At 67.7% G+C, this 21998-nt stretch carries 15 protein-coding genes and 1 riboswitch; of the genes, 6 read left to right on the top strand and 9 right to left on the bottom strand.

All coding sequences use genetic code 11. The features are described 5' to 3' along the window. Positions 1–483: 483 nt before the first annotated feature. The 4 genes from ACZK33_RS17535 to ACZK33_RS17520 form a co-directional block, all read right to left on the bottom strand. Positions 484–2457 (bottom strand): AsmA family protein, encoded by a 1974-nt coding sequence (locus tag ACZK33_RS17535; RefSeq protein ID WP_423174797.1) that lies wholly within the window; start codon positions 2455–2457, stop codon positions 484–486. An 83-nt stretch (positions 2458–2540) separates the two neighbouring features. Then, a complete protein-coding gene (gene trhA / locus ACZK33_RS17530; RefSeq protein WP_005410682.1) occupies positions 2541–3179 on the bottom strand; it encodes a PAQR family membrane homeostasis protein TrhA in 639 nt (212 codons plus the stop codon). A gap of 214 nt (positions 3180–3393) precedes the next feature. Continuing rightward, positions 3394–4998, bottom strand: a complete 1605-nt coding sequence (locus tag ACZK33_RS17525) for a peptide chain release factor 3 (RefSeq protein WP_014038155.1) — start codon at positions 4996–4998, stop codon at positions 3394–3396. Between the two features lie 66 nt (positions 4999–5064). Then, positions 5065–5949 carry a M23 family metallopeptidase gene (locus ACZK33_RS17520; protein ID WP_121504649.1) on the bottom strand — a complete coding sequence of 295 codons (885 nt, stop codon included), beginning with the start codon at positions 5947–5949 and terminating at the stop codon, positions 5065–5067. A 149-nt stretch (positions 5950–6098) separates the two neighbouring features. Further along, positions 6099–6217, top strand: a riboswitch (SAM riboswitch). A 77-nt stretch (positions 6218–6294) separates the two neighbouring features. Here ACZK33_RS17520 and metX point away from each other — a divergent pair. From metX to ACZK33_RS17505, 3 genes are read left to right on the top strand one after another with little or no spacing between them, the layout of a single operon-like run. After that, positions 6295–7326 (top strand): homoserine O-succinyltransferase MetX, encoded by a 1032-nt coding sequence (metX, locus tag ACZK33_RS17515; RefSeq protein ID WP_049401407.1) that lies wholly within the window; start codon positions 6295–6297, stop codon positions 7324–7326. After that, positions 7323–8558, top strand: coding sequence for an O-succinylhomoserine (thiol)-lyase (locus tag ACZK33_RS17510; RefSeq protein WP_423174796.1), 1236 nt, complete (start codon positions 7323–7325; stop codon positions 8556–8558). Before metX ends, ACZK33_RS17510 begins: the two co-directional genes overlap by 4 nt. Beyond that, on the top strand, positions 8555–9622 hold the full coding sequence (locus ACZK33_RS17505; protein WP_423174795.1) for a homoserine dehydrogenase family protein: 1068 nt from the start codon (positions 8555–8557) through the stop codon (positions 9620–9622). Before ACZK33_RS17510 ends, ACZK33_RS17505 begins: the two co-directional genes overlap by 4 nt. A 107-nt stretch (positions 9623–9729) precedes the next feature. Here the strand turns inward: ACZK33_RS17505 and ACZK33_RS17500 are convergent, their stop codons facing one another. Together ACZK33_RS17500 and ACZK33_RS17495 are read right to left on the bottom strand one after the other, a co-directional pair. Beyond that, entirely contained in the window at positions 9730–10725 is a 996-nt protein-coding gene (locus ACZK33_RS17500) for an alpha/beta fold hydrolase (RefSeq protein WP_423174794.1), read from the bottom strand. Between the two features lie 121 nt (positions 10726–10846). Continuing rightward, positions 10847–12229, bottom strand: a complete 1383-nt coding sequence (locus ACZK33_RS17495) for an L-serine ammonia-lyase (protein ID WP_024956918.1) — start codon at positions 12227–12229, stop codon at positions 10847–10849. Positions 12230–12329: 100 nt separating this feature from the next. Here ACZK33_RS17495 and ACZK33_RS17490 point away from each other — a divergent pair, with 100 nt between their 5' ends. Continuing rightward, complete coding sequence (locus tag ACZK33_RS17490) at positions 12330–12560, top strand: glutaredoxin family protein (RefSeq protein WP_032127830.1); 231 nt, start codon at positions 12330–12332, stop codon at positions 12558–12560. A gap of 99 nt (positions 12561–12659) precedes the next feature. Here ACZK33_RS17490 and ACZK33_RS17485 read toward each other — a convergent pair whose 3' ends face one another. Genes ACZK33_RS17485 through ACZK33_RS17475 form a run of 3 tightly spaced genes read right to left on the bottom strand, consistent with a single transcriptional unit; the run spans position 12660 to position 14451 of the window. Beyond that, positions 12660–13232 carry a YceI family protein gene (locus ACZK33_RS17485; protein ID WP_010482754.1) on the bottom strand — a complete coding sequence of 191 codons (573 nt, stop codon included), beginning with the start codon at positions 13230–13232 and terminating at the stop codon, positions 12660–12662. A gap of 3 nt (positions 13233–13235) precedes the next feature. Next, complete coding sequence (locus tag ACZK33_RS17480) at positions 13236–13808, bottom strand: cytochrome b (RefSeq protein ID WP_005410672.1); 573 nt, start codon at positions 13806–13808, stop codon at positions 13236–13238. Between the two features lie 10 nt (positions 13809–13818). Further along, positions 13819–14451, bottom strand: a complete 633-nt coding sequence (locus ACZK33_RS17475) for a YceI family protein (protein WP_423174793.1) — start codon at positions 14449–14451, stop codon at positions 13819–13821. A 165-nt stretch (positions 14452–14616) separates the two neighbouring features. On the opposite strand from ACZK33_RS17475, the gene ACZK33_RS17470 reads away from it, so the two are divergent. Together ACZK33_RS17470 and ACZK33_RS17465 are read left to right on the top strand one after the other, a co-directional pair. Beyond that, positions 14617–18162: a hybrid sensor histidine kinase/response regulator gene (locus tag ACZK33_RS17470; RefSeq protein WP_423174792.1), complete on the top strand. Its 3546-nt coding sequence runs from the start codon at positions 14617–14619 to the stop codon at positions 18160–18162. 96 nt (positions 18163–18258) lie between these two features. Beyond that, entirely contained in the window at positions 18259–21786 is a 3528-nt protein-coding gene (locus ACZK33_RS17465; protein WP_107431908.1) for a hybrid sensor histidine kinase/response regulator, read from the top strand. Positions 21787–21998 lie beyond the last annotated feature (212 nt).

Raw genomic sequence — 21998 nt, 5'->3', positions numbered from 1 at the left:
TGTTCGCTGGCGGGCCTGCGGCCCGCCGGCCCGCTTTTCGAAGCCAGAGCCAGAGCTGAGGGCAGCGCCTTCCTGGTACGCCGGGAGGCTGAGGGCATGGGCGTGCAGGACACGCCGCAAGTACGTCCCTGTAGGCTCGATGGCGCCATCCATGGCGCCAACGGTCCTGCACGCCCATGCCCTCTGCCTCTGGATACATTGCCGCGAGCGCGGTGAGATTCGCCGCAGACGATCTGCTTTGGGTAGCTGCCAACCTTGGTTGGCAACAGCTTTTGAATTTGCTTTTTTCTTCTGACTTTGAATTTCCGCTCTCGTTCCGCGCGCAGGAACCTGTCCGGAGCCGAAGCAAGGCGGCAGGCAGGACCGTGAGGCGCATGGATGCGCCGACCGAGCCTACAGGGACGTATTTACGGCGTGTCCTGCCTGTCGCCTTGCTCCGGCTCTACGCGCGGGAAAAGAGGCGCCGCGAACAACGCTGTAACTCTACTTCGCATACTGCCCCCCGCAGTCGGCATCCTTCCCCGGCCCCGGTTCGATGGTCGCCAGCAACGCCGCCGGTGGGGCGATGCTGCCCAGTGCCAGGGCCACGGCTCCCCGGATGCCCAACGCCTTGAAGTCCGGGCGGAACGACGGGTCCTTGAACGTGCCACTGATGTGCAGTGGAGAGCGCAGTACCAGGATGCTCTTGTCCTTCGGGCGCGGTTTCAGCAGCAGGTCCAGGGTCTCGTCGCGCAGGCTGACCGTGCCTTCGCCGATGAGGATCGTATCGGTGGTGTCCACCGCCAGCGCCTGGCTGGTCATCAGGCCGTCGCGCACGCCGAAGTCGGCGAAGGCGCAGCGCAGGGGAATCTGTTTGTCGCCGGTCACCAGGAATTTCAGTGATTCGGTGATGTCCAGCCCTGCCAGTTCCATCACCAGGTTGCCGACATGGCCGCGGCCCATCGCCAGGCCGACCTTGCCACTGCTGCTGCCGAGCATCGCGGCGATCGAGTTGCCGCGGCCGCTCAGGTCCACCTCGCCGCCGATGCCGCCCTTGGCCTGCTCGGCAAGTTTCGCGTCCGGAAACAGCTGGCCGAGCTGCACGCCGCGCACGCTGGCCTTCAGGGCGGTGCTGATCTGCGGGCGGCGCGCGTCCATGCGGATCGTGCTGCGGATATCGCCTCCGGCCACGCCGAAGTTCAGCGGGTCCAGCCGCAGTACGCCGTCATCCAGCAACAGGTGCGCGTCCATGTCGTCCAGCGGCAGCGATGGCGCGTTGATGCGGTGGGCCTTCCAGCGCACGTCGGCATCCATCGCGCGCAGCTTGCCGAGGTTGTAGGGCGTGTCGGGCAGCACGCGTGCGCGGGCGGCAACCCGTGCGGCCTCGGCCTTCTGTTCGGCGTTGGCGGTTTCGCCGCCGCCGGTTTTCGGTGGGGCACCGACGAAGCCGGCAAGGTCATCGAAGTCCAGGCGCTTGGATTCCAGCGTGGCGGTCAGCCGCGGCCGCGCACCGCCCACTTCGAACTGCAGATTGCCGCCGAGGTCGCTGTCACCGACCTTGCCGGTGAAGGCGTCGTAGCGCCAGACGTTGTGGTCACGCTTGAGCCGGCCGTTCAACGCATAGGGCGGCGACGGCGGAATGGCAATGCCGAGCAGCGGATAGAGGTCGGCCAGGTCCTGGCCGCTGAGCGCAAACTGCAGATCGAACACGCGCAGCTGGAAGGGATTGGTCAGCGTGCCACTGGCTACCGCGTGGGTGGCGCCTGCTCGGCCATCGAGATGGATGCGGAACGGATGGTCGCTGTCGGTCAGCTCCAGCGGTGATTCCGTGCCGCCACGCAGGGTGAACGGATTGCCCTGCCAGTGTCCCTTGCCCTGTACCAGCAGCGGTGGCGCCGCATCGGCCTGTTTCGGCTGGCCGCTGCGCACGTCCACGCGGATATCGGTACGGCCGAGCGCGTCGAGGAACTGCAGGCGACCGTCATCGATGCGCAGCCGTTTGAGCTGGGGGCTGGTCCCGCCGGCGCTGTCACCGAGGAAATCCCAGTTGCCCGGTTCGCCCTTGCGCGGGGCGGTTTCCAGCAGCACGTCCGGGCGGGTCAGGCGCACTTCGGGCAGCTGCACGCTGCCGCGCAGCAGCGGCCACACCCGCACGTCGATCTCGATGCGGTCTGCGGTGGCCATATCGGGTTGCTTCGCCCAGCTTGCATTGGCGAAGGTGATCGCATCGGCGCGGATCGTACTGGTGCGGCCGAGGTCGACATCAAGGTTCCCGATGTGCAGCGCACGGCCGGTGCGTGCCTGCACCGCGCGCTCAACCGGCCCCTTGAACCAGTTCCAGTCCCACAGCGCGATCAGCAGCAGGAGTGCCGCCAGCAGGAAGATCAGGATCGTGAGCCAGCGCCGGCCTCGTGGGCCGGGGCGGCGGAGGCGCCAGCGGGTCGTGCGCTTTGCGTCAGGGGAGGCGGCAGCATTCACGCCGCCATGGTTGCCCCCTCTTCGTGGACAGGGCGCGAAGCGTCCATGTGCGTGGTGTGCACACGCCGCGTTCGAACGCTGGTTTACAGCACCTGCATGGTGACCGCGACGAAGTGGCAGACGCTGCCACCGATCACGAACAGGTGCCAGATCGCATGCGAATACGGGATCGATTCACGGTGGTAGAAGTAGGTCCCCAGCGTGTACGACAGGCCACCGGCGAACAGCCAGGTGAGGGTGCCGCCGTCGATCGAGGCCCACATCGGCTTGATCGCCACGACCACCAGCCAGCCCATGGCGATGTAGATCACCGTTGAGAGCACCTTGAAGCGGCCGGTGTAGAACAGCTTGAACACCACGCCGCCCAGCGCCAGCGCCCAGATCGCGGTGAACAGGCCCCAGCCCCACGGACCACGCAGGCCGATCAGGGTGAACGGGGTATAGGTGCCCGCGATCAGCACGTAGATCGCGCAGTGGTCGAACACCTTCAAGCGGCCCTTGGCGACCGGATGCTGGATGGCGTGATACAGGGTGGAGGCGGTGTACAGCAGCAACAGCGCGATACCGAATACGATCGCACTGGCCAGCTGCCAGCCGTCGCCGTAGATCGCAGCCAGGGTGATCAGCACCGCGCTGGCGGCCAGGGCGAACACCGCGCCCAGGCCATGGGTCAGGGCGCTGGCGATTTCTTCACGGATCGAAGCAATGGACGTCGTGGACATGGGCATGGGCATCGTTCACGGGGAGGGGGACCCGCGTCCCCCTATCATCGCCGCGATGGCCGCCGTGTGCACGCCCGTCACCGTATGGTGGGTGAATCCCTGCGTTGCGCCGATGAATCCGTGAGCGGTAGATCCACGCCATGCCTGGATGAACCACCCGCGACGGCCGGGGACAGAGCCCTTTCCTTGCGGAAAGGGATCCGGCCCGCTGGCATCAGCCCACCGAAACCGTATGCGCCGCTTCGCGGGTGGCCGAGAAGCGCACGTCCGGCGAGCGTTCCTGCGCCAGCTGCAGGTTGACCCGGGTCGGTGCCAGGTAGACCAGGTGGCCGGCTGCATCCAGCGCCAGGTTCAGCGCATTTTTCTCGCGGAACTCTTCCAGCTTCTTCTCGTTGCTGCAGTGGACCCAGCGCGCAGTGGTCACGCTGACCGGCTCGAAAGTGGCTTCCACGCCGTACTCGTCCTTCAGGCGGTAGGCGGCCACGTCGAACTGCAGCACGCCGACCGCACCCAGGATCAGGTCGTTGCTGGTCAGCGGGCGGAAGAACTGGGTCGCACCTTCTTCGGACAGCTGGGCTAGGCCCTTCTGCAGCTGCTTGAGCTTGAGCGGATCGCGCAGGCGTGCGCGGCGGAACAGTTCCGGGGCGAAGTTGGGGATGCCGGTGAAGGTGACCGCTTCGCCTTCGGTGAAGGTATCGCCGATGGAAATGGTGCCGTGGTTGTGGATGCCGATCACATCGCCCGGCCACGCCTCGGCGGCGATCTCGCGGTCGCTGGCCATGAAGGTCAGCGCGTTGGCCAGCTTCATTTCCTTGCCGGTGCGCACGTGGAAGGTCTTCATGCCGGCGCTGAAGCGGCCCGAGCAGACCCGCATGAACGCCACGCGGTCACGGTGCTGCGGGTCCATGTTGGCCTGGATCTTGAAAACGAAGCCGGTCAGCTTGTTCTCTTCCGGGGCGATCTCGCGGCCGGTGGTGGAACGCGCCTGCGGCGACGGGGCATGTTCGACGAAGAAGTCCAGCAGCGGCTGCACGCCGAAATTGTTCACGCCCGAGCCGAAGAACACCGGGGTCTGCTTGCCGGCGCGGTAGGCGTCCAGGTCGAACGGATGGCTGGCGCCCTGCACCAGTTCCAGTTCGTCGCGCAGGTCGGCCAGCATCTGTGCACCGATCTTCTCGGCCAGGCCGGGCGCATCGATGGACGGGAAGATGGTCGAGTCCTGGCGGGTGAAGTTGCGGCCCGGTTCGTACAGGTGCACTTCGCCGGTCAGCAGGTGGACCACGCCCTTCAGGCGCTGGCCCATGCCGATCGGCCAGGTCACCGGCGCGCACTGGATGCCCAGCACGGTTTCCACTTCATCCAGCAGCTCGATCGGGTCCTTGCCCTCGCGGTCGAGCTTGTTGATGAAGGTCATGATCGGGGTGTCGCGCAGGCGGCACACTTCCATCAGCTTGATGGTGCGCTCTTCCACGCCCTTGGCCACGTCGATCACCATCAGCGCCGAGTCCACCGCGGTCAGCACGCGGTAGGTGTCCTCGCCGAAGTCGGCGTGGCCGGGGGTGTCGAGCAGGTTGACGATCTTGCCTTCGTACGGGAACTGCATCACCGAGGAGGTGACGGAGATGCCGCGCTCCTTTTCCAGCGCCATCCAGTCGGAGGTGGCGTGGCGGGCGGCCTTGCGGCCCTTGACCGAACCGGCCATCTGGATCGCGCCTCCGAACAGCAGCAGCTTTTCGGTCAGCGTGGTCTTGCCGGCGTCAGGGTGGGAGATGATGGCGAAGGTGCGGCGACGCGACGCTTCGTTGGCGACTTCGGACATGGCAGTGGCGCCCGCCCGGGGCGCTTTTCAAAGAGATAAGCGCCCGATTATACCGGCCGGGGCCGTTCAGCGCCCGATGCCGCCCTCGACCTCGTCCTGGCGGGCGAACTGCAGTTGGCCCTGTTCGGCGAAGATCCGTGCCGGCACCGAGCGCAGGCCCATGCCGCGGTTGACCTGCACCACGAAGTGCAGGTGCGGCGCGCTGCTGAAGCCGCTGTTGCCGGACAGGCCGAGCGGCTGCCCGGCCCCCACCGCCTGGCCGCGACGCACGCGCATGCCGCCGGCCTGCAGGTGGCCGTACAGCGCCATGCTGCCGTCGCTGTGCAGCACACGGATGAAGTTGGCGCGGGCACCATCACGTTCGCGGTCCTGGCCGTTGCCACGAAAACCATCCTGGATCTGCATCACCGTGCCCTCGCGCGCGGCCAGCACCAGCGTGCCCTCCGGCAGTGCGAAGTCCACCGCGTCGCGGTTCTCCTCGTCATCGTGGCTGAACCGGCCCTGCGGCGCCTGGTCCACGCGCGGACGGGCCGCATCGAAAGGCAGGCGATAGGCGACATCTTCGGCCTGTGCGGCCGGGTTGCCCGGCACCGACTGCAGGCGCAGATCCAGCGTGCGGCCATCGAGCGGGGCGGGCAGGTGGCCGACCACCAGGCTGCTGTCGCCCTGGATCAGCGATTGCAGCGGCAGCCCTTCGACCGGGCGTCCGGGTGCAGCGCGCAGTTCGATCTGCAGCGGTCCTGCCAGCCCATTGTCGATCCGGGCCTGCCATTGCGTGCCGACCGGCTGCAGGCGCAGCCGGGCCATGGGGGCGGCGCCCTCGGCACTGCCAGCGTGGGTGGTTGGGGTGGCGGGGGAAACCAGTCCCCAGCCCTGGCGCCAGTCACCGGCGCTGGCCGTCGTGCTCGCCAGCAGGGACATCAGCAGGCAGGTCAGGGGCAGGCGCAGCATCAGTGGTTCCAGAGGGTAGGGACCGCCGGGACTGTAGCCGATCCTGAACAGGACGACCGCGACCGCCTTCGCACAGTCGCGTTGAAAATATTCATCGCTTTATCCGCATGAAGGGATTGACAGTGCCGGAAAGGGCTGGCATCGTGGCTCCACCATCGAGACCGGCAGAGGGACAGGCCCTTTGAAGCCGGGGCAGCCCGCGGATGCGAAAGCGTCTGCGTAGGTGCCAAATCCTGCGGGGACCGTGGCGTCCACCGAAAGATGGTTCGAACCATGCACCCCACGTGCATCTCGAACGCGGGCCCCGCGAAGGCTCGATGGCCGATTCCCCAACCGGATCCCGCCATGAGCTTCGCCGCCAGTACCGCGCTTCGCCCCGAACCCTTTGTCCCCGTCAGCGTGCCGGTCGAAGACCGCGTGCATGCCGAGCGCGGTGAGTTCGCCGCGGTGCTGTCGATGCGTCACGCCGGCCCCAGCCCGGTGCGCCTGCGCTATGAGTGGGTCGGCCCGGCCAATGCGCCGGTGGTGGTGCTGGCCGGTGGCATTTCCGCCCATCGCCACGTGGCGTCCAATGCACAGTTCAGCGAGAAAGGCTGGGCCGAAGACCTGGTCGGCAGCGGGCGCGCGCTGGATCCGCAGCAGCTGCGTGTACTGGCCTTCGACTTCATCGGCGCCGATGGTGCACTGGATGTGCCGATCGATACCGCCGACCAGGCCGATGCACTGGCGCTGCTGCTGGACCATCTCGGCATCCGCACGCTGAAGGCGTTCGTGGGCTACTCCTACGGGGCGCTGGTCGGCCAGCAGTTCGCGATCCGCCACCGTGCACGCGTGCGCCAGCTGGTGCTGGCCAGTGGCGCGCATCGCCCGCATCCGTATGCCGCCGCCTGGCGCGCATTGCAGCGCCGCGCGGTCGCGTTGGGCCAGCTGCAGTGCGGCGAAGACCACGGTCTGGCGTTGGCCCGGCAGTTCGCCATGCTCAGCTACCGCACCCCGGAAGAGTTCGGCGAGCGCTTCGATGCCGCGCCGGAAGTGATCAATGGCCGCGTGCGCGTGGCCGCCGAAGACTATCTCGATGCGGCCGGTGCGCAGTACGTCGCGCGCACGCCGGTGACTGCTTACCTGCGCCTGTCCGAATCGATCGACCTGCACCGCGTCGACCCCACCGCGATCCTGCCGCCCACCGTAGTTGTCGCGGTGGAGGGTGACCGCCTGGTGCCGCTGGCCGACCTGGTCGGTCTGGTCGAAGGGCTGGGCCCGCGCGGCAGCCTGCGCGTGCTGCGCTCGCCCTATGGCCACGACGCCTTCCTCAAAGAAACCGATCGCATCGACGCGATCCTCGCCACCGCCTTCCGCACTTCTGGAGAGTCCGCATGAGCCTGCACGCAAACGAACCGTCCTGTAGTCGCACCACTGCCGCCGTCCGTGCGGGCATCGATCGGGACACCGCGCATGGCGCGGTCACGCCGCCGATCGTGCTGTCGTCGAACTTCAGCTTTGAAGGCTTCGGCAACAAGCGCCAGTACGACTACACGCGCAGTGGCAACCCCACCCGCGACCTGCTGGGTGAAGCGCTGGCGGAACTGGAGGGCGGCGCCGGCGGCGTCATCACCGCGACCGGCATGGGCGCGATCAACCTGGTGCTGAACGCGCTGCTGCAGCCGGGCGATACCCTGGTGGTGCCGCACGATGCCTACGGCGGCAGCTGGCGACTGTTCAATGCGCTGGCGAAGAAGGGCCACTTCGAGCTGGTGACCGCCGACCTGACCGATCCGCGCGCGCTGGCACAGGCGCTGGCCACGCAGCCCAAGCTGGTGCTGGTGGAAACCCCGTCCAACCCGCTGCTGCGCATCACCGACCTGCGTTTCGTCATCGAGGCCGCGCACAAGGCCGGTGCACTCGTGGTGGTCGACAACACGTTCCTGTCGCCGGCGCTGCAGCAGCCGCTGTCGTTTGGTGCGGACCTGGTGCTGCATTCCACGACCAAGTACATCAATGGCCACAGCGATGTGGTCGGCGGTGCGGTGATCGCGCGTGATCCGGCACTGCATGAGCAGCTGGTGTGGTGGGGCAACGCGCTGGGCCTGACCGGTTCGCCGTTCGATGCCTTCCTGACCCTGCGCGGCCTGCGCACGCTGGATGCGCGCCTGCGCGTGCACCAGGAAAACACCGCGTCGATCGTTGCCCTGCTGGACCAGCATCCGGCGGTCGGCGCGGTGTACTACCCGGGCCTGGCCGATCACCCCGGCCATGCCATCGCCGCGCGCCAGCAGACCGGCTTCGGCGCGATGCTGTCGTTCGAACTGGCGCACTGCGCCGGTGATGATCCGCATGCGGCGGTGCGCGCTTTCGTGGACGGCCTGCGCTGTTTCACCCTGGCCGAATCGCTGGGCGGCGTTGAGAGCCTGATCGCGCATCCGGCCACCATGACCCATGCGGCGATGACCGCCGAAGCACGTGCCGCCGCGGGCATCAGCGAAGGGCTGCTGCGCCTGTCGGTCGGCATCGAGGCCGAGCGTGACCTGCTGGCCGATCTCGGCGCCGCGCTGCAGCGCGCCGAAGCGGTGATCGATGCGGCCGCGCGTCGCAAACAGGTGGTGGATGCATGAGCGCGCTCGCCGCTGAGATTCCCGTGCTGGGCGCGGGGCGCCTGGCGTTGCTCGGCACCGGTACGGTCGGTACGGCCTTCGTGCAGCGCTACCAGGCGTTGCAGGCACGTGGGCTGGAACTGCCCAGCGTGCAATGGCTGGCCAACTCGCGCACTGCACTGGCGATCGATCGTGATCTTGCGTTGCCGCTGGAGCTGGCGCGGCGTGCACCGCGTGATGGCCAGCATTCGCCGCCGTGGGCCAGCACCGAAGGCCTTGAGCGCGGCGATGTGGTGGTCGATGCCACCGCCAGCGAGGATGTGGCTGCGCGTCACGTGCAGTGGCTGGCGCGCGGCGTGCATGTGGTGACCGCCAACAAGCTGGGCAGAGGCGCGCAGCTCGCCCGCGCGCAGGCCATTGCCGAAAGCTGTGCCGACAGTGGTGCGCGTTATGGCGACAGCGCCACCGTGGGCGCCGGCCTGCCGCTGTTGAGCAGCCTGCGCGCGCTGGTGGCCGGTGGCGATCACATCCACGCCATCGAGGGTGTGCTGTCCGGTTCGCTGGCGTGGCTGTTCCATCGCTATGACGGCCAGTCGCCGTTCTCGACGGCGGTGCGCGAGGCGCTGGCGGCCGGCTATACCGAACCGGACCCGCGCCTGGACCTGTCCGGCGAGGACGTGCGCCGCAAGCTGTTGATCCTGGCGCGCAGCAGCGGACTGGCACTGGATGCGTCGCAGGTGCAGGTGGATTCACTGGTGCCTGATGCGCTGGCGGCGTTGCCGCTGGAAGATGCCGTGGCTGCCTTGGAGCAGCTGGATGCGCCGCTGCAGGCGCGTTGGCAGCAGGCACGTGACAACGATCGCGTGCTGCGCTTCGTTGGCCGTGTTGACGGCGAAGGTGCGCAGGTGGGCCTGCGTGAGCTGCCGGCCGATCATCCCTTGGCGCAGGGCGCGGGCACCGACAACCGCGTGGCCATCCACAGCGATCGCTACCGCCACCAGCCGTTGTTGATCCAGGGGCCGGGCGCCGGCGCGGAAGTCACTGCGGCCGCGTTGCTGGATGACGTGCTGCGGATCGTGGGTTGATCGCACCGCTTCTGTAGAGCCGAGCCTACGCTCGGCTGCTGCTGGCAAAATCCCCTCCTGCCGGATGAGCCGAGCGTGGGCTCGGCTCTACAGGGGATGGCTGCCGTTCAATGCGCTTTCAATGCCTTCAGCAACGCCGCATTGAACTGCTTCGGGTCCTGCACCTGCGGCGAATGGCCCAGTTCGGCGAACTCGACCAGCGTCGCGCCGGGAATCGTTGCGGCCGCCGCCTTGCCGAGTACCGGATAATTGCCCAGCGCCGCCTTCACCGCAGGTGGTGCCTGGTCACGGCCGATCGCGGTGCGGTCCTTCTGGCCGATGAACAGTGTGGTCGGCACCTGCAGGTTCTTCAGTTCGTACACCACCGGTTGGTTGAACACCATGTCCGAGGCCAGCGCCTGGCTCCATGCAACGGCCTGCTTGCCCGGGCCTTCGTACATGCCCGACTGCATCCGCGCCCACGGTTCATACGCCGGCTTCCATTTGCCGTCGTAGTACACCTCCAGCTGGTACCGGCGGATGCTGTCATAGCTGATGTTCATTTCGCCGGCGTACCACGTGTCGACGCTGCGCCAGGGGACGCCCAGCGCCTTCCAGTCTTCCAGGCCGATCGGGTTGACCAGCGACAGGCTGCGCAGGTCCTGCGGGAACATCAGCGCGTAGCGCACCGCCAGCATGCCACCCATCGAGTGCCCGACCAGGTGCACCGGTACATCACCCAGCTGCAGTTGCTGCAACAGGGCATGGGTGTTGGCGGCCAGCTGCGCGAACGTGTACTGATAGCGCTCCGGCTTGCTGGACTTGCAGAAACCTACCTGGTCCGGGGCGATCACCCGGTAGCCGGCGTTCAACAGCGGCGCGATGGTCTGCTGCCAGGTGGCTGCGCAGAAATTCTTGCCGTGCAGCAGCACCACCACGCCGATGGCGCGGCGTTTGGGCAGGACATCCAGATAGGCCATTTCCAGTGGCTGCCGCTGCGATTCCAGCCCGAAGGTCTTCACCGGATAGCCGTAGTCGAAACCCTCCAGCCGCGGCCCGTAAGTGGGCGCGGCCAGCGCAGGCAGTGGCAGGCAGGCAAGCAGGGCGGCAGCGATCACGCGCATGGGGCAGTCCGGGGCGAGGGAGCCCCGAGCCTAACCGGAACGCGGTGACGACGTCGTCCGATGTTGAGCCGGGCTCATGCCCGGCTGCAGGGTAGAGCCAGGCCATGCCTGGCTGCGGCCATCAGCACTCGATGACGTTCACCGCCAGGCCACCGCGGCTGGTTTCCTTGTACTTGTCCTGCATGTCGCGGCCGGTATCGCGCATGGTCTTGATCACCTTGTCCAGCGACACCTTGTGCTTGCCGTCGCCGCGCATCGCCATGCGCGAGGCATTGATTGCCTTCACCGCACCCATCGCATTGCGCTCGATGCACGGGATCTGCACCAGGCCGCCGATCGGGTCGCAGGTCAGGCCCAGGTTGTGTTCCATGCCGATTTCCGCAGCATTCTCGATCTGGCTCGGGTTGCCGCCCAGCGCCGCGACCAGGCCGCCGGCCGCCATCGAGCAGGCCACGCCCACTTCGCCCTGGCAGCCCACTTCGGCACCGGAAATCGAAGCGTTTTCCTTGTACAGGATGCCGATCGCCGCCGAGGTCAGCAGGAAGTCGAACACACGCTGCTCGTTGGCGCCCGGGCAGAAACGGTCGAAGTAATGCAGCACCGCCGGCAGCACGCCGGCTGCACCGTTGGTCGGCGCGGTCACCACGCGACCACCGGCGGCGTTTTCTTCGTTCACCGCCAGTGCGTACAGGTTGACCCAGTCCAGCGTGGTCAGCGGATCGCGCATCGCCGCTTCCGGCTTCGACGACAGCTCGCGGTACAGCGCCGGTGCGCGACGGCCGACCTTCAGGCCACCCGGCAGCACGCCTTCCTCGCGGATGCCACGCGCGACGCACGACTGCATCGCGCTCCAGATCTCGCGCAGGTTGGCGCGGATCTCGTCTTCGCTGCGCCAGCACTTCTCGTTCTCGAACATCAGCTGGGCGATGCTCAGGCCGCTGCGTGCGGTCTGCGCCAGCAGCTCGTCGCCGCTCTTGAACGGGTAGGGCAGCGGGGTCTCGTCGGGCACGATGCGGTCATCGGCCGCGTCGTCCTGGTTGACCACGAAGCCGCCACCGACCGAGTAGTAATCGCGGGTGGCAATTACTTCGTCCTCGGCGTTGTACGCGGTGAAGCGCATGCCGTTGGTGTGGTACGGCAGCTTCTGGCGCTTGTTCATGCCGAGGTCGCGCTTTTCGTCGAAGGCGATCTCGTGCTGGCCCATCAGCTGGATGCGCTTGCTGCTGCGGATGCGCTCCAGGGTGGCCGGGATGATGTCCGGGTCGATCAGGTTCGGCCGCTGCCCTTCCAGGCCGAGCAGGATCGCCTTGTCGGTACCATGGCCGCGGCCGGTCAGCGCCAGCGAGCCATAGACATCGGCGCGGATGCGCGCGACCTCGTGCAGGCGGCCCGGGTCGAGCAGCCAGCGGTGGATGAATCGCTCGGCGGCCTTCATCGGCCCGACGGTGTGCGAGGAGCTCGGGCCAATGCCGATCTTGAAAACGTCGAACGTGCTGACAGCCATGGTTGCCGTACTGCGGGTACCGGAAGAGACCGCTATTCTAGCGGTTCACGCCGCACTTCAATGGCTGCGGCGCAGCATTTCCACCAAGGGGACCCTGCCGGTGTTGACTCTGTTCCAGCGTGACGACTGCCACCTGTGCGACATGGCGCTGGCCGAGCTGGCCAAGGCCAGGGCGCCGGAATTCGAATCGGTGTTCCTGGATGACCAGCCAGCGCTGGAATCGCGCTACGGCGCGCGGGTGCCGGTGCTGCGCGACGAGCGCGGCGACCGTGAGCTGGACTGGCCGTTCGACGCGGCTGCGGTTCAAGCCTGGCTGGCCGTCGAACGGTAGTGCCGGCCGCTGGCCGGCACCTGCCCGCATCGGTGAGGTTGCCGGCCAGCGGCCGGCACCACCGGAGATGATGGCCGGGGCGGTGCCCCGGCCCGTTGATCATTTCGCGTCGAACTTCACGATCGTGCTGATCGCGGTTTCGTCCGGGATGGTCTTGGTGTCGGCCCAGTCACCGCTGCCGACGCCGAAGTCCAGGCGCTTGACGGTGGCCTTGCCGGTCAACACCGGCTGGGTACCCGGCTTCCAGGTGAAGGTAAGGGTGACCGGCTTGCTGACGCCGCGCAGCTCCAGCGTGCCGTCGGCGGCGAACTGGTCGTTGCCCACCGCACGGAAGCCCTTGGCGGTGTAACGCGCAGTGGCGAACTTGCCGACGTTGAAGAAGTCGGCGGTCTGCAGGGTCGAGTCGCGGTCGCTGTTGCCGCTCTTGGCACCGGCCAGCGGAATCACCACGTCCAGCGAACCGGCGGCCGGGTTGGCCGGGTCGAAGCTGAGCTTGGTGGCAAAGCCCGGAAAGCTGCCGGTGAACACTTCGCCGTCGTACTTGGTGGCGAACACCAGGATCGAGCCGGCGCCGGGGGCCTGCGCGTAGTCCGCGGCGAGCGCCGGGGCGGTGGCCAGCATGCCGGCCAGGGCGGCGGCCACGGCGGCCGGAGTGGTCAGTTTCAGGTTCATCGATCAGTCCTTCTGAGGGGAGGCGAGCCAGCCGCGCGGCAACATGCGGGACAACGTTGCATCGCGCTGGAACAGGTGGTGGTAGAAGGCAGCGCCGGCATGGGCCAGCACCACCGCGATCAACAGCCAGAAGCCGTATTCGTGGATGGCGTGGGACACCGCGACGACCTGCGGATCCGGGCCACTCAGCTTGGGCACATCAACCAGGCCGAACCAGCGGAACGGGCGCAGGCCACTGGCCGAGTCGTACAGCCAGCCCGACAGCGGGATGGCGAACATCAGCACATACAACAGCACGTGGGTGGCGCTTGCGATGCGCTCCTGCCAGCTGGGCACGCCCGGCACCGGCTTGGGGGCGCCGGCGTACAGGCGCCAGCCGAGGCGGAACAGCACCAGCGCCAGTACGGTGATGCCGATCGACTTGTGTGCGGTGTAGACCCAGAAGTACTTGGGCGTCTTGGGCAGTTCGCCCATGGTCAGGCCGACCACGCCCAGGGCGAGGATCAGCAGTGCGATCAACCAATGCAGGATCTGGCTGACACTCCCCCAGGCGGCGGGGGTGTTCTTGGCGGTCATGAAAGGTCCTCTAGCGGGCCGTCTTGGGGTCGGAGTGCGGAACGGGAGCGGGAGTTCCCGGGGCGTCGCTGCGGTCGAGGGTGGCTTCAGCCTCGATCCTCAGCTGTACTGCATCACCGATGACGCCCGGCCAGGCGGTGATGCCGAACGCGCGCCGGCTCAGCGTGGTGCTGGCGGAAAAACCGGCGGTGCGTCGGAACGGGGGGAGGGGGTAGCGCTTGATGGCGTTGAGGGTCACGTCCAGGGTGACTTCCTGGCTGACGCCGCGCAGGGTCAGGGTACCGATCACGTGGGCGCGCCTGGCATCGATCGGTTCGACCCGGCTGGAGACGAAGCGCGCGCTTGGGAAACGCTCGCCGTCGAGCAGGTTGCGGGCCAGCGTGGCCTGGTTCCATTTGGCATCACCTAGGTCCAATCGCGACACGGGGACCTCGACATCCAGTGTGGCCTCGCGCCAGTTGTCGGGATCGAACTGCAGGCGGCCCTCACTGCCGGAGACCGTACCCATCGCCTGCGAGTAACCCGCGTGGTCGATGGTGAACAGCACACGCGTATGCACCGGATCGAGGCGATAGGTATCTGCATCCGCCCAGGCGGGGGCGGTGGCGAGCAGCATCGGCAGCAGGGCCAGGCAGGGACGCATCAATGGCGGGCTCCGGAAGGGGGACGTTGCGATCATACGCACAGCCCCCTGCCAACGTTGCGTGCATGGCTGCAACAGTTCGTGGTGGGTCCACCGGTGGAAACAGCCTGTTGCAGCCATGAAGCCGGCCCTGTGTGACAATCGGGACAGGACAGGGGGTTCAGGATGACGAGCGGTTGGCGCCTGTGGTGCCGAGGCATCGCGGGAATGGGGCTGCTGCTGATGGCGTTCGCCACGGCGGCCACGGCCCTCGACATGGCGGAAACACCGCGCCTGCGCCGTTTCGGTGCAGCTGAAGGCATGCCCTCGCGCATGGTGCTGGCGCTGGCCGAGGACCGCCAGGGCCATATCTGGGCGGCCACCGATGGTGGCCTGGTGCGCTATGACGGCGGCAACCTGCGGGTCTGGGAACATGATCCGGAGCAGCCGGGCTCGCTGCCCGGCAACGAGATCGAGACCCTGCTGGTCGATCCCCTGGACCGCGTCTGGGTCGGCATCAATGGCAAGGGCGTGGCCCGGCTGGATGCCGACCGCGAACGCTTCAAGACCTTCGATGCGGTCAACGGCCCCTGCATGAGCCAGTTCTGGACGCTGGCCTACGCCGAGGATGCACTGTGGATCGGCACCAGTGGCCATGGCGTCTGCCGTTTCGGTGAAGACGGCAGCCTGCGCTTCTTCGAGCATGATCCGGCCCGTCCTGGCGGGTTGCCCAGCAATACCATCTACAGCAGCCTTGTCGACGCGCAGGGGCGACTGTGGATCGGCACCGAGGCGGGCATTGCGCGCTGGAACGGGACTGGATTCGAGGCTGTCGCGCCGCGCGAACTGGGGGCGCTGAGTGTATTGCGGCTGAGCCGCGACCCCGATGGCTCGATCTGGGCCGGCAGCCAGAATGACGGCCTCTACCGTATCGACGCGCAGGACCGGGTCAGCCGTCCGCGCTGGGCCGACAGTGCACGCCTGCGTTCGGCACTGGTGCTGGCCGATCGCCAGGGCGGTTACTGGGCGGGCACCTCCGATGGCCTGTTGCGTGGAGATGCCAGCATGCTGCGGCGGCTCGACGGCGACCGCGGCAGTGGCTTCCTCACTGCCCAGAGCGGTGTGCTTGATCTGATGCAGGACCATGAGGGCGGATTGTGGGTGGCGCTGCTGACCCAGGGCCTGGCCTACCTGCCGCCGGACTGGCGCCGGTTTTCGATCTGGAACCAGCTTGACGGCAAGCCGCTGGACAGCCAGTACCTGCTGAGTGCAGCCAGTGATGGCCGGAATTACTACGTCGGCTCAGCGCATGGCGTGTACCAGCTGGACGCGCAGGGAGTACTGAGGTTGTTGGCCAGCGATCGCGAGATCGGCAGCGGGGCGGTGTGGTCGGTGCTGCCGCGGCCGGACGGGCGCCTGTGGCTGGGGCGTGCCGGCCGCATCAGCGTGTACGACCCGGCCACCCGCGCGCTGCACGATTGGCATATCGATGGGGGAGCCGATCTGCGCCAGCGCATCGATCTGATGCGGCAGGCCCCCGATGGCACGGTCTGGCTGTCGGTGATGAACCTGGGCCTGCAGCAGCGCAGCGCCGATGGCCGCGTGCTGCGTAGTTACCCGCTGGAGGATCTCCGCAAGACCGCCGATTCACCGGTTGAGCAGATCCGCTTTGATGCCCAGGGCAAGGCCTGGGTGATGGGCGACATGGGGATCTGGCGTGAACAGGCCGGGCGCTTCGAAGCGGTGCCGGGTGTTTCGCGCGGGCTGATCTACGATCTGGTGTGGGTGGATCCGCAGCAGCTGTGGCTGGCCCGGCAGGGCGCGCTGGAACGCTACCAATGGGATGGCATGAGCCTGCGCCTGATCCAGCGCATCGATGGCAGTGCTGGCGTGCCCTCGGTCAGCATGGGCGGACTGGCGCTGGCCGAAGACGGCCGCCTGTGGGCGACCACGCCACGTGGCCTGCTGCGGTGGGACCCGAAGACGCGCCGCCTGCAGCAGTTCAACGAACGCGATGGCCTGCCCGACGCCGAGTTCACCAGCAGGCCGCCGGCGGTGAATGCCGATGGTCGCGTGCTCGCGGTGGCCCAGACCGGCCTGGTCGTGTTCGATGTGAATGCTGCCGATGCGGTGCTGCCGCCGTCGTCGCTGGTGATCGCCGAGGTCCGCGTGCGGCGTGATGATGCCCGTGGCTGGCAACCGCTGCCGACCACCGGCACGCTGTTGCTGGGGCCGGATGATCGTGATCTGCAGATCGATGCGCGACTGCTTTCCTATGCCAATCCGCAGGGCAACCGTTACCGCTTCCGGGTGCAGGGCTACGACCAGAACTGGGTGGAGCAGGGCGGTGACGGCCAGCGCACGCTGTCGCGGCTGCCGACCGGCAGCTACGTCATTGAAGTCCAGGCGGCAACGGCCAGTGGCACGTGGACGCCTTCACAGCGGTTGCAGGTGAAGGTGCTGCCACCCTGGTGGCGCAGCGGCATGGCGATCTTCGGCTACCTGCTGATCGGCTCGCTGCTGCTGCTTATCCTGGTGTGGTCGATCCGTGCGCGCCTGCGCCGCCGCCAGCAATGGCAGTTGACCGTGCACAAGCAGCAACTGGCAGAGCAGGCCTCCCAGGCCAAGAGCCGGTTCCTGGCCACGCTGGGCCATGAGGTGCGCACGCCGATGACCGGTGTGCTCGGCATGAGCGAGTTGCTGCTGGCCACCCCGCTGGATGCGGTGCAGCGCAGCTATGCAGGCTCGATCCAGCAGGCTGGCAGCCACCTGCTGCGGCTGGTCAATGACGCACTGGATCTGGCCCGCATCGAGGCCGGCCGGCTGGAGCTCGACCTGCGCCCGTTCGATCTGGCTGGCCTGCTCGACCAGGTGCAGGCGTTGATGGAGCCGATGGCGAAGCAGCGCAACCTGGGGTTCCAGCGTGGGGGCGATCCGCTGGGGCCGATCAGCGTCAGCGGCGACGAGATGCGCGTGCGGCAGATCCTGCTCAACCTGCTGGGCAATGCAATCAAGTTCACCGAGCGCGGGCACGTCGGCCTGGCCGTGCGCCTGGAAGAGAACGGTGGCGGACTCTGCTTCGAAGTGCATGACACCGGCCCGGGCATCAACGCCGAGCAGCAGGACCGGCTGTTCCATCGCTTCGAACAGGCGGACGGCCCGCGCACCGCGTCGCGCTATGGCGGCAGCGGGTTGGGCCTGGCGATCTGCCAGGAGCTGGCCGTGGCCATGAACGGACGCATCGAAGTGGACAGCCAGCCGGGCAAGGGCGCGCGATTCCGGGTGTGGTTGCCGCTGCCCTGGATCCGGCAGGCCGCCAATGCGCCGGGCGAGTCGCCGGTGCTGCCGGTGCTGCCGCCGCTGCGCATCCTGCTGGTGGAAGATGACGCGACCGTGGCCGAGGTCATCGCCGGCCTGCTGCGTGGCCGTGGCCACGACGTGGTGCATGTGCTGCATGGCCTGGGCGCGCTTTCGGAGATTGCCACCGATGGTTTTGACGTGGGCCTGCTCGATCTCGATCTGCCCGCGCTGGACGGCACCGCCATCGCTCGCCAGCTGCGTACCATGGGCTATGAACTCCCCTTGGTGGCGGTCACCGCGCGCTCCGATGCCTACGCCGAGACCCAGGTCCTGGCGGCCGGGTTTGATGGCTTCCTGCGCAAGCCGGTGACCGGTGACATGCTGGTGACTGCCATTGCCCAGGCGCGCGCAAAACGACAAGCCGCCCTTTGAATGCGCCAGCGCCGGGCGTGAACGGCGCGACTTTCGGTTTACCATGCCGACGCCCGTAGTGCGGGAATCATCAGAAGCAGCGTGAGGAGGCAATCGGTGGTGTATCTGCGGGCGGCGATGCTGCTGCTGGTCCTCCTGTGCTGCCTGTCGCCCGCTGCGGCGCAGCCGGTGCCACCGAGCCCGCGCCAGGTGACGGTGTTCGACGGCTTGCCGTCCAATACCGTGAACCGCATGGCCGAGGATCGTTACGGTTACCTCTGGATCGCCACCAACGACGGTCTGGCCCGCTACGACGGGCGCAACTACCGGATCTGGCGCTCGGAAGACGGCCTGCGCGACAACCGCATCTGGACGGTGCTGGTCGATGCCCGCAACCAGCTCTGGATCGGCACCGAGAACGCCGGTCTGGTACGGATGTCGGCCGATCGCCGCCAGCTGCATTTCTACGACCGCAGCAGCCAGCCGTTGATGGGCACCAACACGGTCTGGAGCCTGGCCACCACGCCGGATGGTTCGGTCTGGTTCGGCACCCACGAAGGTGGTCTGTACCGCCTGGACAACCAGGACCGGCTGCAGCGCTTCCTGCCCGAAGCGAACAACCCACGCAGCCTGCCGGCCGCATCGGTGCCCTATCTGGCAACCCTGGCCGATGGCAGCCTGTGGATCGGCACCAAGCATGGCGTCGCGCGCTGGACCGGCACGGACTTTGAACGGGTTGGTGCCGGCATCGTTCCCAGCCTGCTGATCAATGGCCTGACGGCCGAGCCCGATGGCAGCCTCTGGATCAGCACGATGGCCGGTGCCATCGTGCGTCGTCCCGATGGTCGTTTCGAGGCACCGTCCTGGAAGCTGCCCGAAGGCGAACAGGTGCTGGGCATGATGCTGCGCGACGAGCAGGGCGGGCACTGGCTGGACACCCGCACCGGCCTTGGCCGCGCGGTCGATGGCCAGTACCAGGCCGTGCCGCTGTACAGCGCGGTGGCGCGTGGCCCGGTACGCCCGAACTGGACCGGCGCCTACGAGGATCGCGAGGGGGGCATCTGGCTGGCCAGCACCAACGCCGGCCTGTGGCACCTGCTGCCGCGCTGGTGGCAGTTCTCGGTGCTGTCGCGGCTGGAGGACGACCCGCGCTCGCTGCGCAATGCCTTCGTGCTGGGTACCAGCCCGTCCAGCAACGGCGGCATCTGGACGGTCGGCAGCCACGGCGCGCTGGACCGCTTCGATCCGAAGACCGGCCGCATCGAACAGCACCGCACCTGGGTCAACGGCATGCACTGGCTGACCTCGGTGCGCGAGGATCGCCGCGGCCAGGTCTGGATCGGCTCCAACGACGCGCTGCTACGCTACGACCCGAAGCGGCGTGATCTGCGCCGCTGGGGCCGGGATGCCGGCGCCGACGCGACCATGGAAGGGGTCATCGAATCGATGATGACCTGTGATGGTGACAGCCTCTGGCTGATGCTGCCGTCGGGTCTTCAGCAGCGCGATCTGGATGGGCGCCTGCGGCGCCAGCTGGACAATGGCCAGCGCGGATTGCAGCAGGGCCAGCTCAATCTCGATGTGGAATGCGGGCCGCAGGATCATATCTGGCTGGCCAGCAGCCGAGGCCTGCTGCAGTGGCTGCCGGAAAGCGAGCGCTTCCAGCCGGTGCCGGGCGCACCGGCGACCGCGATCCATGCACTGCACGTGGGCAGCGATGGCCAGGTCTGGCTGTCCGAGGATGGCCGCCTGTCGCGCTACCGCTGGAGCCAGGGCCGGCTGGAGCGGCAGGCCGTGATCGGTGCCGAGCAGGGCTACCCGGCGATCTCCGCTTCGGGGCTGGTGGTCGATGCACAGGGGGTGGCGTGGGCAACCAGCGCGCGTGGCCTGGTGCGCATCGGCGCCGATGGCCAGAGCGTGCGCCTGTATGGCGTGCATGACGGCCTGCCGAGCCAGGAATTCCGCGAGCACACGCTGGTGATGTCGGGAGACGGCCATCTGGTGGCGGGTACGCCGGCCGGTGTGGTGGTGTTCGACCCGGAGCAGGTGCGGCCCTCGATGCGGCGTGCGCCGCTGGTGATCGAGCGGGTGGAGGTGCGCCGCAACGAGCAGGTGCTGGACCTCACCCACGACACGCCGTTGCAGATCGCCGATGGCGACCGCGATCTGCGCATCGTCGCGCGCCTGTTGTCGTTCGCCGATTCGGCGTCCAATACCTATCGTTACCGGTTGGCCGGCTATGACCCGGACTGGGTGGAAGTGGGACCGGCCGGTGAGCGCCTGTTCTCGCGGCTGGCACCGGGCAGCTATCGGCTGGAAGTGCAGGCGCGGTCGGCCGACCATGTCTGGTCACGGGTGCAGAGCCTGGAATTCCGCGTGCAGCCACCGTGGTGGCGCAGCCTGTCCGGCCTGCTGGTGCTGGCCTCGTTCGCGCTGCTGCTGACCAGCTGGTTCGCCTGGCTGTACCGTCGCCGCCTGCAGCGTCGCCACGCCTATCAGCTGGCGCTGCACAAGCAGGAGCTGGCCGAGCAGGCGTCGGCGGCCAAGACCCGCTTCCTGGCCAACCTTGGTCATGAGATCCGCACGCCGATGACCGGTGTGCTCGGCATGAGCGAGCTGCTGCTGTCCTCACCGCTGGATCCGCAGCAGCGCGGCTATACACAATCAATCCGCCACGCCGGCGAGCACCTGCTGCATCTGGTCAACGATGCGCTGGACCTGGCGCGGATCGAATCGGGCCGTCTGGAGTTGCAGTCCAAGCCGTTCGCGCTGAGCTGCCTGCTGCAGGACCTGGCGGCGCTGATGGGCCCGTTGGCTGCACAGAAGGGCCTGCGCTTCACCCTCGACAACCAGTTGCCGCCCGGCCTGCAGGCCACCGGCGACGCGATGCGGGTACGGCAGATCCTGCTGAACCTGCTCTCGAATGCGGTCAAGTTCACCAGCCGCGGCACCATCACCCTGCACGCGCGCAGCGACGCCGAGCTGCGATCTCTGCATTTCGAAGTGCGCGACACCGGCCCCGGCATCAGCCAGGAGCAACAGCAACGCCTGTTCCGCCGCTTCGAGCAGGCCGATGGTGCACGTACCGCGGCGCAGTACGGCGGCAGTGGCCTGGGCCTGGCGATCTGCCGCGAACTGGCGCATGCGATGCAGGGGCGGATCCAGGTGGAGAGCCAGCTTGGTCGCGGCACCTGCTTCGGCGTGACGTTGCCGTTGCCGATGGTGGTCGATGCCGATGCCGAAGCAGATGGTGAAACGCACCGCGAGGACGCGGCCAACATGCCGCCATTGCGGGTACTGCTGGTGGAGGACGACGCGACTGTGGCCGATGTGGTGCGCGGGCTGCTGAGTGCGCGCGGGCACGAGGTGGTACATGCGGGCCATGCGCTGGCGGCACTGCGTGAGATCAGTGCCGGTGATTTCGACGTCGGCCTGCTGGATCTCGACCTGCCGGGCCTGAGCGGCTTCGAGCTGGCCCAGCATCTGCGCAACCAGGGCTACATGCTGCCGCTGCTGGCGGTGACCGCGCGTACCGACCCGGACCTGCAGCAGCAGGTGGAGGCGGCCGGCATCGGTGGCTTCCTGCGCAAGCCGGTGACCGGGGAACTGCTGGTGGAAGCGATCGCCCGGGTGATGGGAAGGTAGGTTCGGCAGGGCCTGCGGCCCTGGTACACGCCATCGCATGCTCGCTGTCGCTCCCACGCTTCGCTGCGCGAAACGCGGGCCCCTCTTACCAGCGCCCATACCCCCGCCGCTTCGCGGCCGCCCCCTGACTCAGGGGGCTCTCCTCCAGACCCGTCGCGGTCTCCAGTAGATCCACGCCATGCGTGGACGAATCTCTGTCAGATATCAAAATG

It is taken from the genome of Stenotrophomonas sp. 86156_Sma (assembly GCF_056481625.1).
The sequence above is the reverse complement of the archived record's forward strand: the minus strand, read 5'-3'. Positions and strand labels throughout refer to the sequence as shown.